11 protein-coding genes are annotated in these 16,767 nt (G+C 41.8%); 3 read left to right on the forward strand and 8 right to left on the reverse strand.

What is annotated here, in order from left to right:
• Window positions 1-2,118, forward strand: coding sequence for a sulfatase-like hydrolase/transferase (locus BUA60_RS05615; protein WP_218587887.1), 2,118 nt, complete (start codon window positions 1-3; stop codon window positions 2,116-2,118).
• A gap of 356 nt (window positions 2,119-2,474) precedes the next feature.
• The gene (locus BUA60_RS05620) at window positions 2,475-3,854 is read left to right on the forward strand and encodes a glycoside hydrolase family 140 protein (protein ID WP_084532486.1); all 1,380 of its coding nucleotides are present in this window, start codon (window positions 2,475-2,477) and stop codon (window positions 3,852-3,854) included.
• Window positions 3,855-4,073: 219 nt separating this feature from the next.
• Here BUA60_RS05620 and BUA60_RS05625 read toward each other — a convergent pair whose 3' ends face one another.
• The 8 genes from BUA60_RS05625 to BUA60_RS05665 all read right to left on the reverse strand — a co-directional run bounded on the left by BUA60_RS05625 (window position 4,074) and on the right by BUA60_RS05665 (window position 15,432).
• Window positions 4,074-4,736 (reverse strand): DNA-binding response regulator, encoded by a 663-nt coding sequence (locus BUA60_RS05625; protein ID WP_178346965.1) that lies wholly within the window; start codon window positions 4,734-4,736, stop codon window positions 4,074-4,076.
• A gap of 13 nt (window positions 4,737-4,749) precedes the next feature.
• Window positions 4,750-6,624: a tetratricopeptide repeat-containing sensor histidine kinase gene (locus BUA60_RS05630; RefSeq protein WP_072860694.1), complete on the reverse strand. Its 1,875-nt coding sequence runs from the start codon at window positions 6,622-6,624 to the stop codon at window positions 4,750-4,752.
• A 117-nt stretch (window positions 6,625-6,741) separates the two neighbouring features.
• The gene (locus tag BUA60_RS05635; RefSeq protein WP_072860695.1) at window positions 6,742-8,916 is read right to left on the reverse strand and encodes a xanthine dehydrogenase family protein molybdopterin-binding subunit; all 2,175 of its coding nucleotides are present in this window, start codon (window positions 8,914-8,916) and stop codon (window positions 6,742-6,744) included.
• Between the two features lie 4 nt (window positions 8,917-8,920).
• Complete coding sequence (locus BUA60_RS05640) at window positions 8,921-9,397, reverse strand: (2Fe-2S)-binding protein (protein WP_072860696.1); 477 nt, start codon at window positions 9,395-9,397, stop codon at window positions 8,921-8,923.
• Window positions 9,398-9,709: 312 nt separating this feature from the next.
• A complete protein-coding gene (locus BUA60_RS05645) occupies window positions 9,710-10,312 on the reverse strand; it encodes a class I SAM-dependent methyltransferase (protein ID WP_072860697.1) in 603 nt (200 codons plus the stop codon).
• Window positions 10,313-10,416: 104 nt separating this feature from the next.
• A complete protein-coding gene (locus tag BUA60_RS05650; protein WP_072860698.1) occupies window positions 10,417-13,719 on the reverse strand; it encodes an amidohydrolase family protein in 3,303 nt (1,100 codons plus the stop codon).
• Between the two features lie 537 nt (window positions 13,720-14,256).
• On the reverse strand, window positions 14,257-14,622 hold the full coding sequence (locus BUA60_RS05660) for a nuclear transport factor 2 family protein (protein WP_072860700.1): 366 nt from the start codon (window positions 14,620-14,622) through the stop codon (window positions 14,257-14,259).
• A 252-nt stretch (window positions 14,623-14,874) separates the two neighbouring features.
• Window positions 14,875-15,432 carry an RNA polymerase sigma factor gene (locus tag BUA60_RS05665; RefSeq protein WP_072860701.1) on the reverse strand — a complete coding sequence of 186 codons (558 nt, stop codon included), beginning with the start codon at window positions 15,430-15,432 and terminating at the stop codon, window positions 14,875-14,877.
• A gap of 169 nt (window positions 15,433-15,601) precedes the next feature.
• On the opposite strand from BUA60_RS05665, the gene BUA60_RS05670 reads away from it, so the two are divergent.
• Window positions 15,602-16,750 carry a FecR family protein gene (locus tag BUA60_RS05670; protein ID WP_072860702.1) on the forward strand — a complete coding sequence of 383 codons (1,149 nt, stop codon included), beginning with the start codon at window positions 15,602-15,604 and terminating at the stop codon, window positions 16,748-16,750.
• Window positions 16,751-16,767 lie beyond the last annotated feature (17 nt).

Here is a 16,767-nt window from a genome sequence, read left to right on the forward strand (position 1 = left end):
ATGCTTTATAAAACAACGATTACAAAAATTATGTTCGCCCTAATGATGATTGTGGGCACAACTACATTAATGGCCCAGGGTAATGAAAAAGAGGAGGGTAATAGGGAACATAAAAAGCCCAATATTATTTTTATACTTACAGATGATTTGGGTTATGGGGATTTGGGGGTACTGTTTCAGAATATGAGGGCCCAGGAAAAGGGAGCAGCCCATCCACGTGAGTATACCCCCAATTTGGATAGAATGGCGGAAGAGGGTGCGTTGATGACACAGCATTATTCCGCAGCCCCGGTTTGTGCCCCTTCCAGAGCTTCACTTTTGTTAGGGCGGAGTCAGGGTCACGCCAATATAAGGGACAATCAGTTCGACAAGGCCTTGGACAACAACCATACTCTAGGGTCCGTATTGCAGACCGCGGGCTATACCACTGCTGCCATTGGGAAATGGGGCTTACAGGGCAAAGGCGGTAAGGCACCCAATTGGACGGCACATCCCCTTAATCGTGGTTTCGATTATTATTTGGGCTATATACGCCATGGTGATGGCCATGAACACTATCCTAAAGAAGGTATTTATAGGGGCAGGAAGGAAGTGTACGAAAACAGGGTAAATATAGCCGAAGACCTTGATAAGTGCTATACGACCGATTTATTTACGGCAGCTGCCAAGAAATGGATCGTAGATTTTAAAAAGGGAGAGGAAGGTGAAAAACCCTTTTTTATGTATTTGGCCTATGATACCCCCCATGCCGTTCTTGAACTCCCTACCCAGGCATATCCGGCGGGTGGTGGTTTAAATGGCGGCCTTCAATGGTTGGGGGAGCCGGGAAAAATGATCAACACCGCTTCGGGAGAAGTGGATTCATGGATGCATCCGGATTATGCCAATGCAACCTATGACCATGATGGGGATCCAGCAACCGCCCAATTGTCTTGGCCAGAGGTGTATAAGCGATATGCTACAGATACCAGGCGTATAGATGATGCCGTGGGTGATATCCTTCAGTTGCTCAAGGATTTGAAAATTGATGACAATACCATGGTGGTATTTACTTCGGACAATGGTCCTTCCAAGGAATCCTATTTGGCCAATCAACCTATAGACCCTACTTTTTTTAAAAGTTTTGGTCCCTTTGATGGTATAAAGCGCGATTGTTTGGAGGGAGGAGTGCGTATGCCAACATTGGCCCTGTGGCCTGGGCATATTCCGGCAGCAAATAAGATTGAAACACCTAGTATATCCTATGATTGGATGGCCACTTTTGCACAAATGGCCGGACTTCCTGCGCCTGCCATTTCGGATGGGGTCTCACTATTGCCTTCCTTACTGGGAAAAGGAACACAGCCAGAAAGCAATATTTATATAGAGTATTTTCAAGCAGGAAAGACACCGGACTATGACGATTTTATACCGGAACATCAAGGACGCGCCCGTAACCAAATGCAGTTGGTGCGATTTGGAAATTATGTTGGCTTGCGTTACGATATCAAATCGCATAACGATCATTTTGAAATTTATGATGTTTTACAGGATCCACAACAAACCCACAATTTGGCGGATGATCCAAAACTGGCCACATTACAACAAAAGATGAAGGATAAGGTCCTAGGATCTCGAATTCCAAATACTACGGCATTAAGGCCCTATGATGATGTTCTTGTCCCTGCCGTGGACGAGGTGGAAACCAAAAACGGCATTTCATGGAAATCCTTTAAGGGCGAATTTCCATGGGTACCGGAAGTGGCAACCCTTGCCCAGTATGAAGAAGGTGTTGTTGACCAGTTGAATGGTACTGTAAATAGCGGTAATGATTCTGGGGCCATGTTCTTTGAGGGTTTCATCCGTGTTCCATTGGACGGTGACTATACTTTTTACCTATCGGCCAATTCAGCGGCATTTCTTAGGATCCATGATGCAGCAGTAGTTGATGCCGATTATGAGTATTTTCAAAACTCGCCCAAAAGCGGAAGCATTAAACTAAAAGCCGGACTTCATCCTTATAGGATTTACTTTAAAAGCCCTAGGAGGGGAAAATCATCACTGAAACTGGAATGGAGCGGTCCAAATCTGGAACGGGAAACTATTCCGGCCAATGCGTTTTTTAAACCTAAAAATTAGCCTAAGAGTACTGCATAAATACTACTGCCCACCTATTTGGGTAATGACAACAATTGCTAATAAACTAGTTGGGAAGGGTTGGTCTTAATGGCGGCAGGAAAAACTAAAACTCCCATGCCCCTTGCCTTAGGGTGATTGAATTAATTAAACCAATGACTTAAAAATAGGCTCTTAAAAAGTGTTGCCTTTTAGTGGCTGGGACAATCCTATTGAAAAGAATGAACAGAAATTTTCTAATAATTGGGGTCTTATATTTTTAGGTTATACACTTATTGTATAATAAATGTTTAATTTCCAGATACTTAATTATTTTTCAGATATTAGGAGGTAATTACTAAATTCTACTAGGTATTGTTATGGGAAAACTACTTTTTTATTTTAAACTGGTTTTGGTGTTTTTGTATTTTCAATCGATTTTTGGACAGTCCTTGGGAATAAGCGAAAATGGAAGGTATATTGAAAAGGCAGATGGCACGCCTTTTTTCTATCTCGGAGATACGGCTTGGGAGTTATTTCATAGACTGGATATGAAGGAGGCGGATCATTATCTTAAAAATCGGGTCGATAAGGGTTTTACAGTAATACAGGCGGTTATTTTATCGGAATTGGAGGGTCTAAGTGTCCCCAATGCCAATGGAGATCTGCCCTTACTTAATAAAGATCCAAAAAGGCCCAATGAGGCTTATTTTAAACATGTAGATGCCATAGTAATGAAGGCGAATTCCTTGGGCCTTGTCATGGGAATGCTCCCCACATGGGGCAATTATTGGAGTTCCCTAAGCGAAAAAGACATTATTTTCACCCCTGAAACTGCCATGCAGTATGGACTTTTTTTAGGGAAGCGATATAAGGATAGTGGGGTAATATGGATTTTGGGCGGGGATCGCAATATCCGTACACCCAAAGATCGTGAGATTGTGGAGGCCATGGCAAAGGGACTGAGGCAGGGATGCAATAATCAACAACTGATCACCTTCCATCCAAGAGGTCCGGGCATGTCGTCCGATTATTTTCATGATGCCGAATGGTTGGATTTTAATATGTATCAGTCCTCACACGGGCAACATGGCCATGACAACGGATTATATGCAGCGCATGATTATGCTCTTGAGCCTAAAAAACCAACCCTGGACGGGGAGCCGAGATATGAAAACATTCCGGTAGGGTTTTATTTTAAGGGTACAGATCCCAAGGATCGCTTTGATGACTATGACGTAAGACAGGCTGCCTATTGGTCAGTTTTTGCAGGGGCTTGCGGGCATACCTATGGCAACAATAATATTTGGCAGATGTACGCTCCCGAGCGGAAGTCGGTTATTGGGGCCAACATTCCATGGTATAATGCCATGGACGTTGCAGGGGCATATCAAATGAAACATCTTAGAACTTTAGTGGAGGCACGTTCCTTTTCCAAGTGGATACCTAAGCCCGAACTGATCCTAAATAGCATGGAGGTGAAGGGAGAACCCATTAGGGCGGTATTGGCAACCGATGCCTCTTTTGCCATGGTCTATTCCCCAAGTGGCATGGCCTTTACAATAGACAAGGGAAAGGTCTCCGGAGCCAATAAAAAGGCTATTTGGTACGATCCAAGATATGGAGTGTCCTATCATTTGGGTACGTCGGACACCGATGGTATCCAAACCTACCAACCACCTAGTTCTGGAAGAGGTCAGGATTGGATTCTGATTTTGGAAAACACCGATCTCAATTTACCAATGCCAGGTTTTAATTGATGCTATGGATTACCTTGGGATTATAAAGGGGCAAAAATTTGTACTAAAGCTTTTATTGTGCAAGAACACAGACTTTTAGATGCAAATTTTAATGTTGTTGGGTTTACTTAACCTAAAGAAGACCTTTTCTGTTTAGGGTAGTTCCTATCGATGGATTCAAGGATATTTGCTCCTGAAAGGCTTGACAGCGCAATTGGTTAAATAAAATTGGGAACATTTCTAAATAATCCCCATACTCGTAGCTATATATACCAGTTGCGTGGTGTTGGAGGCATCAAAATAATCCTTTAACTTACTAATGTTGGCTTCAACCGATCGTATACTGTTGGGGGAAATTCCTTTTTCCTTTAATAAGGCACTTATTTCATTTTGTTTGTGACCTTGGGCCAAGTACAAGAGCAGCTGTTGTTCATATCCATCCAATTCCAGGACGTTTTTACGCTGTAAAACGGCTGTGGCTATGGGACAGGTATATGTTTTGTTTTGGGATACAGCTTCAATACTATTTTTTAGTTCTTTTAGGCCATTCAATCCCTTGCAGACATAGCCCTCAATTTTTTGGTCCTCGAATAAGGATTTTATGGTACTGTGGTTGTCCTCCACGGAAAAAACAACCACCTTTATTTCGGGTTGGACAGCTTTTATGGCAGCTATGAGTTCTTGGCCGTTTTGTAGGTGTTTTTTGTCCCTGGGATTATCGAAAGACAGGTCGGTTATCAAAATTTGGAACGGATTCCCATCCAACAAAGCCCTTTTTAATTTTAGTAAGGCTTCATCACAGTATTGTGAATGTCCAATTTGGGTATATCCCAATCCTTGAAGCATGGTAATAACTCCCAGATTATTGCTGTCTATGTCCTCCGAAACAAATATCCTATTCAATTGCATATATATCTTAGATGGCAAACGTTATGGTAGCCGTAACCCCTTCGTTTGGTTTGGAGTCGAAAATAATATTTCCTTTTATACCTTTTATGCGGTTTTCCACATTCTTAAGTCCATTTCCTAGATAATTCTCCGTTGTATTAAAACCCACTCCATTGTCCACATACTTAATAATAACTTGTTTATTGTTCTTGGTACAGGTAATGGCAACCAAAGTGGCCTGGCTATGTTTCTTCATATTCACCAATAACTCTTGCAGTACCCTATATACTTCAATTTTGGCCTCTTCTGAAACATTTTCCCAGAAATTGGAAGGTAATTCCTTGGTGATCAATTTGGTTTTGGTGGAGCTATAGGAATTTAGAAGGGAGAAGAATTCCTTTCCAAAGTTTTCACCGGTATCAATGGCAGTATATTCTTTGGAAATATCCCTTATTCTTTGGTAAATGCTGTTAAGACCTTCCAGAATTATGACCTTTTCGGAAGCCACTATTTCCTGAGGGTCTTTTTGAACCTGCGTCATAAGGTAAAAAATGTCGTTGCCGAGTTCGTCATGTAATTTCTTGGAAAGGCGCAACTCGGTCTTATAAGCCATTTCCAGCTGTTCCTTCTTTTTTTGTTGATTCTTATAAAAGATTACAAAGACAATCAGGGTCAATGAAATAATTGCGGCAGATATGGCCAAAATTTTCTGTTTGTCCTTAATGGCAACCTGGGCCAAGAGCATAAGGTTCTTTTTTTCCAGGGTATCATTATCATATTTTGTTGCGGCATAGATAGCCCGAACGGCTTGCTTGGTTTTTTCAAGGGTATTCTGCACTTGGGAATAAAATATGGCATCTTCGGAAACATCCTGGCCCAAGGTTTTTTTCAGGGGCAATAGTAAATCAAGAGCTTCCAAAATAGCGACAGGATTATTGGTTTTTTTCGAGTTGGTCAGGGCTTTTTGGGCATAATCCAATGCCAAGGGCTTATTGGTTTCAAAATAATATTCTGCCAAATGGATAGTGCTGGATATTAGTCCGGGAGCCGTATTCAATTCTTGCCGTATTCTCAATGCTTCCAACTGCAGGGATTCGCTTTGCGCGTTGTCCTTATTTTCTAACCACATATAATAACCCTTATTGCAAATGGCACGTGCAAATTGCCACGGATTGCTACCTTGGGTGTTTGCGGCTATACTGTCTAAAATTTTAAAACTGGTAGGGTAATTTTTTAGTTCAGCCAGGATGTTCGCCCTAGTGGTTTTTATGTTGTATAGATTTTCGTTGCTGATATCCGCTGCGGGCTGTTTTTTTAATAAGCTAAAAATTTTATCGCTCCAACGCAGGGCTTCTTTAGGATGTCCCAATTCCTTCTGGCATATGGCAATGTTTTGGTACAAACCAATGACAGATACTAATTCATTTGTGCCTTCCAAATATTGTAATCCTTCTGTAGCAGTGACCATTCCAGCATTGTAATCGCCCAAGCTTTTTTGGATATTGGCCATGTCCAATAGTCGGTCTCCTGAACCTATGCTATCCTTTAATTTTAGATTAAGGGCATAGGCTTTGTCGAAGTAGAAATAGGCGGAATCCAATTGATCCAATATTTTATAATAATATCCCAGCCTCCAATAGGCATTGGTGATGTGGCTGCTATCCGATAATACTTTGGCCTTTAAGAGCAATTTTTTGGAAAGGACAATAGCGTTTTGGTAGTCCTTCTTTTTAGCAAAACCCCCAATTTGTTTTTTGAGTTGTTCTAATGAGTCTGTTGGTTTTTTAACTGTAGCGGAATATTGGTAATTGGAATTTGCAATGCCATTTTCAGGGGACAAACCTGCTAGACAACAATTGTAAATAAGGACAAAAATGAGGGACAGGCCAAACTTAAATTTCATCCCCCCAAAATACAAAAAGCCTTCAGATTATTGAAGGACATTTCTGATTTAGGGATCAAAATAAATAAACCCACTTTGTAATATTTCGGGGTTTTAAGGTGTTATTATTGGAACGGTTTAACTGTTCAAGGCCTGCAACACTCGCTCTGGGGAAAAGGGCAAATGGCGAAGTGGTTTTCCAGTTAATCTTAAAAAGGCATTGGCTATGGCACAGGCCACCATGGGTGTTGCCGTTTCTCCTACCCCTTCGGGAACTTCTGCGGATTCAAGGATTACAGTTTCAATACTATCAGGGACGTCCTGCATCCTAAGTAAATTATAATCGTGATAATTGGACTGTTGCACCCGGCCATTCACTATGGTAATTTGTTCTTTGAGGACACTGCTCATGCCCATAATAATACCGCCTTCCATTTGGGCCTTAACGTTGTCCGGTTGTACCACTACCCCTGCATCCAAGGCAATCCAAAAATGGTGTACTTTGATAATTCCTGTACTGCGGTCTACCGAGATTTCACACACACCAGTCCCCAATGATCCATGTTCCACAAAGGCCATACCCTTTGCACGTCCATTATCGGAAGGTGTGCTCCAATTGGATAGTTCAGCGACTTTTTCCAATGTAGCCAAGGCCCTGGGGGCTTTGGCCATTAATTTTCTCCTAAGATCCAAAGGATCCAAGCCCTGGTCCCGTGCAATTTCATCCAGCATACATTCAATGGCAAATTTGTTGGGGCCATGACCCACGGCACGCCAATGTTTTAGTCGAATGCCATTGGAGGCTTCCCTCCATTCCGCAAATTGGTTGGGGATATCATAGTGGTCATTGGCCACTGCACTGGCCACCAGATTTCCTCCGTCTCCCACCACAGCGTGCGAAAATGACGTGATGTTCCCCTTATAATCTGTGCTGGCCGTAAGTCGCTGTAAGGAAAGGGGGCGAAAGGCGCCATAGGTAACATCGTCCTCTCTGGTCCATATTAGTTTTACGGGAAGTGGTGTCATTTCTTTTGCCAGGTAGGCACATTCCTCCACAAAATCGTTCATGCTTCTTCTACCAAATCCACCTCCTAAATATTGCAGGTGTACGTTAACATTTTCCGGGGCTATTCCGAGAATTTTGGGTACTCCCAACTTGGTGTCCATACCTTGCTGGCTACCTACCCAAACTTCGGCACTGCCACCATCTTCCGCAACCTGCACCACTGCATTCAGGGGTTCCATTTGCGCATGGTATACATAGTCGTTTTTATAGTCCACCGCATAGGTTTTGGCAGCCGTTCTTTTGGCTTTGGCAACGTCCCCAATTTCAAAGATCACCTTGCCCTTTTCTTTTTGGGAGGCTATTTTTTCATAAGTGGAATAAATTTCCTGTGAATTGTGTCCGCTTGCCTTGGACTCGCTCCAATCTATTTTTAAGCTTTTTTTTGCGCTCAACGCCTGTTCTAGGGTTTTGGCAACGACCCCAATGGCATAATCCAAAGGGATTATCCTTACTACTCCGTCCATGGCCAGAATTTCGGTTTCATTGGTCAGTTTGGGTTTGGAACCGTGGAGGTTACCTCTTTCCAAGACTCCGTAAACCATTTCCGGCAAGCGGATGTCAATGGCAAACATAGCACTACCATTTACCTTGGCCGGGATCTCGGTACGGGGAATATCTTTCCCGATCAGCTTAAAATCTTTGGGGTTTTTTAATTCTGCTTCGCTAAAGTCGGGCAGAGATTCCGGCATTTCCAAAAAAGGGATTAGGGCTCCGTAATTTATTTTTTGATTGGTTCTTCCGTGGAGTACATGGCTATTGGATGTTGTTAGTTCCTCTATGGGTACTTCCAAATGTTTAGCGGCACTGCTCATTAAAACATAGCGGGCCTGGGCGCCTGCTTTTCGCATAACGTTGTAGTAGCTGTTTGTTGTCCGGCTTCCTACCGTAAACATTAGTTTGCTTCCGGGAGCCCATCCCGGGGAACCGTAGATTTCCGATTCCTGGGGTGAAAACTCCACCTTCACCATAGACCAGTCGGCATCCATCTCTTCGGCAAATATTAGTGGTAAGGAGGTCATGGATCCCTGACCCATTTCGGCGGCCGGATTATAAATGGTAATTAGGCCGTCTTCGGACAATTTCACCCAGGCCGTAAGTGGTTGTTGGGCGAGTTGTTCCTTTATTTTATTGGGGTCTTTGCAAGATATCAACTGCGGCAGTATACCCGATATGCCAATGAAGAGGGCCACCCCCGAGGATGATTTTAGAAACTTCCTTCTGCTAATTTCGGTTTTCGTTTGAACCATGGCTTTAGTTTTCGATGGATGTTGGGGTTTTGGAGGCTAATTCAATGGCCTTGATAATACGAAGGTAAGTACCGCAGCGGCACAGGATACCGTTCATATGGGACTTTATTTCCTCCCTTGTGGGATTGGGATTTGTTTCCAAGAGGGCTACGGCCTGCATGATCTGCCCGGTCTGACAATAACCGCATTGAGGTGCTTGGGCCTCGATCCATGCTTTTTGTACTGGATGATCCCCGTTTTTGGACAATCCTTCTATGGTCTTAATTTTTTGTCCGTCGGCATAATTGTCTACCTGAAGAAGACAGGCCCGCATGGGTTCATTGTCAATATGTACCATACAGGCCCCACATTGCCCTATGCCACAACTGTATTTGGTGCCGGTAAGGCCCAAATGTTCGCGCAACACCCAGAGTAGGGAAGTGCCTTCGGCAACTTCTACAGTATGTTTTGAATTATTAATATCCAGTTGAAACCTAACCATGACACAATATGTTTTCTATTAAATTACTGAAAAAGAAGGATGTAGCCTATTTGGTGCCTGAAATTTTTCGAAAATTAGGATATTTGTAAAGAGATGCCGATTGTCGGTGCTCGCACTAGAAGCGAGTTAAAAAGCATAAATTATGTGTAGGTTGAGCTACTAGTGCGATTTAGCTCATGACATAATTATTTAACGGGTATTCATGTGCCTTAGATTTAGCTATGCTGAATCTAAGGTTTTTCGTCGCTCATACTTCCCGTCGCTGTCGCGAGCGTCACGCTCGTGCCCCTCGCTGCCCAGGCTAGAGTTTTTTTAGTTTTTCTTGCACTTAATTAAAAACATGGGTTGGTCTTCCTTTACCTCCACAATTTCGATTAGCCCAGCTTGGTCAAATTCGGCATGTACTGCTTCCCTGTCGTAATAATAAATTTTGGCACCTTCATGAACTTCATACCTGTCTTTACTGATCATTTTTCCTTTGCCGAAATTTGGGGCATTTTTGCTTATTGCGGTAAAAACCATATAACCGTTTGTGTCCAATTGGTGATAGCAGTCTTGGATTAGTTTTATTCTTTCGTTCTTGTTCAAAAGATGGATCAAGGCATGACAAAAAATACCATCATATTTCTTTTCATCAAAAGGCATTTCGGAAACGGATCCGTGATAAATGGTCATATCATTTCCATAATGTTTTTTTGCTAATGCAATGGCTGTTTTGGAAATTTCTATCCCTGTGACATTAATGCCGTTCTCCATAAAAATTTGTGCGTTACGACCGTAACCAATACCTGGAACTAGCACGTTTTTAACAGATTTCTTTATAAAAAAGTCTTTTGTTATAACAGCTGATTTTGCAGGTTCAAAGCCCCACATTTCCTGTTTCCCAATAAAATTCGTTTCCCAAAATTCTGACATAGCAATATTTTCAAATAAATGTTGTCATTATAAAATTCAACAAAAATTTATCGCAGGTTTATGCGGACTTCGTGCCTATTCAAGCTCGTCTTAAACACACTATATCAATGTCCTACCTCACAAGAACATCCCGTATGTGTTTCCCCGTGCCAATCAAAAGCAGGGGCGTAGTCGCTCATCTCCCAATAGAAAGGACTTCTAGGGTTGTCATAGTTTCCTACCTCGTTCATAGTTTCGGTGTCGTATAAACGTCCATTGATCATGGTATAGATCACCGAATTGGAATTTTGAATATCCTCCAAAGGATTCTTGTCCAATACGATCAGATCGGCCAACTTTCCTTGTTCCAAGGACCCAAGTTGATCGCCCATTCCCAGATAGGAGGCCCCGTTAATAGTGGCTGCTTTTAAGGCTTCCATATTGCTCATTCCCCCTTGGGCCAACATCCAAAGTTCCCAATGTGCGCCAAGACCCTGCAATTGCCCATGGGCACCGAGGTTTATTTTTACACCGGCATCGGCCAATTTCTTGGTTGCATTGGCAACCAGGATATGACCGTTTTCATATTCCTTAATAGGTGCCATGGTACGATGTCTGGAACGAGCATCAATTACGCTTCTTGGAGTGTATTTTAAAAGCTTTTCGTTTTCCCAAACATTGGTGGTTTGGTACCAAAAGTATTCCCCGTTCAATCCGCCGTAATTAACGATCAGGGTAGGGGTGTAGGCTGTTTCGCTGGCCGACCATAATTTTAGGACATCATCATATATGGGCGCTACCGGTATATTGTGTTCTATACCTGTATGTCCGTCCAAAATCATGGACATATTGTGAAAGAAAGTGGAACCTCCTTCCGGAACTACTTCTATCTGCTTTTCATGGGCCGCCTTTATGATCTGCTGTCTTTGGTCACGTCTTGGCTGATTGTAACTTTTTACCGAAAAAGCGCCAAAGGCTTTGGTTCTCAGAATGGCCGACCGTGCATCTTCCAAGTTGTTTACGGTAGCTTTAAAGTCGCCATCCGCACCATATAAAATTACCCCGGTAGAAAAAATTCTGGGCCCCACCATAGTTCCCGCCTTAACCATTTCCGATTGGGAAAATACCACTTCGGTATTGGCTGAAGGATCGTGGGTAGTGGTTACCCCATAGGCCAAATTGGCATAGTAGGGCCAGTGTTTTTGGGCACTCAAACCAAACCTAAAATGACTAAGATGGGCATGTGCATCCACTAATCCCGGCATAATGGTCTTGCCGCTAACATCCAAAACTTTGGCATCGGCAGGGATAGTGACTTCATCATTGGAGCCAAGGTTTGTAATTTTATTGTTGTTGATAATGATGGTTCCATTTTCTATAACTTCATCATTGTTCATGGTAATGATCCTGGCCCCTTTTAGGGCAATGGTTCCCTTGGGTTTGTCCGTTGGCAGGCTTAGGTTGATTTTAAGGCCTACAGTGTCCATAGCCGGAATACTATCAGGAGCTCCTTCCATAAAGCTAAATCGTTGGTTGATGGCCGCATTAAAATAGGCATCGCCCAAAGTCCAGTTTAGTTTGTCGCTATTCGAAGACCAGTGTAGATTAATGCCTGCATCACGGGCTACCTGAGCCACTGGGACATTGGTGGCCTTACCGTCCAATTCAATGGTATTTCCTGTCTTGGGCAGGGCAGCAATATATACCTTGTACAAATTGGTAAAGGCCAGCCAATTATCATCCGGACTGGGAATGATTCGTTGTGCGTATTTCGATTTTACAATTTCCCGTTCTTCCTTCCCTTGGAGGTTGACAGATTTTAAGGTCTTGGTGATGTTCCCCAAGAGATAGCCTCCGGTTTGGTAGTAGATCCGAGAGGCATCCTTATTAAAACTAGGAAATATACCTTCCTTTACCACTAATTTTTTACTGGAGGTGATGCCCGATTTTCTGGATTCACTTATTTCCAGTAGATAGATCCCGGGCTCTTTGGTATGTACATATCCCTGATGTTGATTGCCATCTTCTTCGCGAAATACAATAAGGTTGTTGTTGATTGGAGAAAAGTTTGGCTCCCTATAAATTGCCTTTTCATTGGTTAGTTTAATAGGACGGTTTTTATTGGAGCTGAGGTCCAACCTATGTAAGGCCCCCATATGTTCATCGTTCCAGGTTACGTACACTAAGTATTTGCCGTCCTTGGAAAAGGCAGGTTCATATTCCAGATCCTTTCCGGTGGTAAGTCGGGCAGGGGTGCCATTGGGCAGTGATTTTTTCCACAGGTAACCTGCGGCGTTGAATATTAGTGTTTTTCCGTCTGGGGAGGTTACCGCATTGCGTATGGCCTTTGGGGCAAAGGTCTCCGGAGCTGCATCGTTTTTAAATTTCAGGGCATTTATGATCTTGTGTTCTGCAGTGGCCTCAAAGGGAATATCGCTGGCCTTTAAGGAATTGAGGTCAATTTTTTTGATTTTGCCCTGGACCCAGATAATGATGGCAGTATCATCTGGGGTAAAGTTGAAGCCGGTGTAAGGTCCAAATATGGCCCATGCTTCCTGTTGGTCCTTGCTAAGTTGATCGTAAACGGGCCATTCCTTTCCAGTTTTAAGGTCGTGCAGATAGAGTACTGTTTTTTCCCTAACCCTTTTTACGAAGGCCATTACATCACCTTTGTGCGAAATTACGGGACGTATGGCACCTCCTGGCCCGCCTGTTACCCGTTCTATTTCCCCGTCTTCCAAATTGTAACGGTTTATAACATATATCTGGCTATTGGGATCCTTATTGTACTGAAATTCCCCGCCTGGATAAACGTCTTCGCTATAGTATACATATTTACCATCAGGTGAAGCCCATGGCTCCCCAACATCCTGTTGGTCGTTTTTCTTTTTGGTAAGCTGAATACCCTTGCCGCCGGATTTATGGTACATCCATATTTCGCCGGCACCCAAGGAGCGGGTGGAGGTAAAATGTTTACGGCAAAAAATATAGTTTCCGTCTACGGACCAAACCGCATTGTTGACCAATCTAAAATCCTCCTTGGTGATCTGTTCGGCTTCGGAACCGTCGGTATTCATTACCCAAATATTATCGCCCCCGCCGGCATCGCTGGTAAAGCTAATATGTTTTCCATCCGGGCTGTACCTGGGTTGCACTTCAAAGGCATGGCCGCCCCGTATCAGGGTGGCAGTACCACCAGTTATTGGCATGGTGTAGATATCACCCAGCATATCAAAGACGATCTGGTTCCCGTCCGGACTTACGTCCAGGCTTATCCAAGACCCTTCGTTGGTGGTGATGGAAACATTTTTAAAGGGAAGTTCAGGGGTGTTGACATCCCATTTGTCCTTTTTGGTTTCTTCTTTATCCTGGGAATAGGAGGTAAGGCAAATTAGTAATACAAGGGCGAATAGGATACTGTTTTTCATAGAAGGCGATTCTAGCAAAATATTGTTCTGCACTTAGGTTAAAAATAAAACTTTAAAGATAGCACTTTGTATTGATTTACCCATTGGAAATGTGGCTTTGAGCGTTGGGAGAGCATGTGAAGGTTGAGAACCGCCAAGTTAGGAGTCTTTGCGTGGCTGATAATTTCAAAATCAGTTGAGACCTTATATTTGGTTTCGGTACTTGAGTTGATAATCACCGCTATTTGAATTATTTTGGGTTATAATTTTTTTTATGGTCCGGTTTTTTCGAAGTATTGCACTCAAGGTGCCGCAAAATAGTATCCCCAATATGGTAGCCATTATAAATTTAAGATAAGTGAATAGCTCTAAGTCAACCAAAACCATTTGAAGGTCGATAAGGTTTTAAATAATTTAATTTAGGGTCGTCCGATCAAGTCGAAAAGACCTTGTTAAAATCGATATATACGATTCGCTTTCTAGCACTTTCCATGGATTATAATGAAAGTTTAAATCCTGCAGTATGTTATTATTATAGCCCGTGAAGGCATTTTATTATTATTTCTTATCGGAAATACAATATGAAGAAATTTTTTCCAATACATGGTTCCCGTTAAATTCATAAACGTCACAGGCCGAAATAAAATTAATCCGTCTGCCGTCCTTTATAAACTCGGCCGTTCCACTAACGACCACTTTATTGTCCGCAACAATAATATGATCCGTTATAAAGTTGGTCTGGACAGATTTAAAATAAGCAGCTGTTTGTTGGCAATTCGCAATTACGTCGGTTTTGCCGGTGAGCACATTTTCGCCAATAATGTTCCAAGTTATATTTTCTGATAAATAAGGAAATGCAAGTTCAAAATTTCCATTGGAAAAGGACACCGCTATTTCTTTAATTGAAGGCTTGTAATTTACCATGATTTAGTGCCATTTTTTTGGTTATAATCGTGTAATTGTTGTCGAGCTATTATTCCTAATTTCTAATTTATAAAATATTGGTTTTGGTAAACGCGGGAGCATAAAAAATTATTGGTTGAATTGTATATGGATCTTTCCAAAGCTTGAATATTTAAAAGAGAGATAAGGAGCCGGCCATTCAATAATGTATACTTGTACACAAGTTTTGGGGTGCAATGTGGGAGGAAGGAGTAGAGAGACAGTGGACGGTACTTACTTAAACAGTAAAAACAACAGGGCATAATCTTCTTTAAAGGCCTCCCTTATTTTGGTAAAGGCTATCCGCATTTGGGATTCTACCGTTTTTACGGAAATCCCCATTTGATCTGCAATTTCTTTATATTTCACCCCCTGAATCTTATTCAACACGATGATTTCTTTGCATTTTGGGGGAAGGGAATCAATGACCTGTTTCATTTTTTGGATACGCTCTTCCAGGGCGTCGGAGTCTTCCTGAATTCTATCCACTAAAGCGCGTTCCCAAATTTGACCAAGCAATTTTTCCTGTTTTTTAGCCTTCTTAACGGTATCTATATATCTATTGTAGGCAATGGCATAGAGATATGCCTTTGGGGATTTGGTTTCGTCCAATTTTGACTTATCCTCCCAAAACCGGATAAAGGCGTGTTGTACAATATCTTCCGATTGTATTTTATCATTGGTATATGTGGCTATATAGGCCACCAACCGATTATAATAGATATTGAATAGATATTTGAAAGCACACCTATCGCCGTTTTTCATGGCAATCACTGCCTCAATTTCATTCATTTGTCCTAGCTGTTGGTTTGGTAGGTTGTTGGAACATAAGTGCGAATATCAAATATTTTTTTAATTCTTTTTAAGGGTTTTATATTTTTTTAAAGTATTGGTTGTGTAATGTGTAATGAAAGTGATTTTCGGAACTAACACATAACGGGAGAAAATTGGTGATAAGATAATGAAAAAAAATATAACTAAGCTGCTTCTTGGTACAATTACAGAAAAGGAGATTATTGACCTTCGGGACTGGTTGAAGGATGAAAAAAATCAAACTATTCTTGAATCTTATGTTCGTGATAATCACGATTTAAATTTGGCAACATTGGAAAATAATCTTGATGATGCCTATAACAAAGTTACCCACGAAATCGACATTAATACAAAACCGGTTAAAAAACTTTTCCCACTTTGGACAAAGTTTGCGGCTGCAGCAGCTATTGCATTGCTAATTGGTTTGGGATTCTACTTTCAACAAAATACCTCAACAAACCATGGTCAATGTTGTAAGGCACCTTTGGTGCCAGAGGACGAACCTATTACCTTGGAATTGGATAATGGTACCATTCAGACCATTGATATTACAGGAAAGAAGGAAGTTAGGGATTCGGATGGAAATATTATTGGGGCCCAAGAGCAAAATCAGATCAGTTATTCCCATGCTGTCCAAAAGGAAGATTTGGTGTTTAATACCTTAAAAATACCCCACGGGAAAAAATTTCAATTGGTTTTATCAGACAGTACTATAGTTCACTTGAATGCTGGGAGTTCCTTAAGATATCCAGTAGCTTTTTTAACCGAAGGTCCAAGAGAGGTCTTTCTTACCGGGGAGGCTTATTTTGATGTTGCCAAAAATGTATCCAACCCATTTGTTGTAAATGTGAACGAACTGGATGTGAAAGTTTTGGGAACGCAGTTTAATGTATCGGCCTATGATGAGGATAAAAATATCGATGTTGTTCTGGTTGAGGGGGCTGTGAGTTTGGATAATAAAAAGGAATTGGAGGATGCGGTTGTTACCTTAACTCCAGGTCAAAAAGGTTCTTTTGACTATGCCTCCAAAGGCATATTGGTAAATAAGGTAAATACAAGTCAATATACTTCTTGGATGCAGGGGCATTTGGTTTTTAGGAATTTAACTTTTAATCAGATCTTGGCAAAATTGGAGCGCCATTATAACATAGAGTTGGAAAATAGCAATATTGCTTTGGGAAAAGAAATTTTTAACGCCAGTTTCAATGATGTTAAAATTGATGAGGTGCTTAGTTATTTCAATGACACCCATGAAATAGATTATACCATACAGGAAAATAAGGTAATCATTAAATAGAAGTAGAACCCTAAAAC

This window comes from Arenibacter palladensis, from assembly GCF_900129275.1.
GTDB classification, from domain to species: domain Bacteria; phylum Bacteroidota; class Bacteroidia; order Flavobacteriales; family Flavobacteriaceae; genus Arenibacter; species Arenibacter palladensis.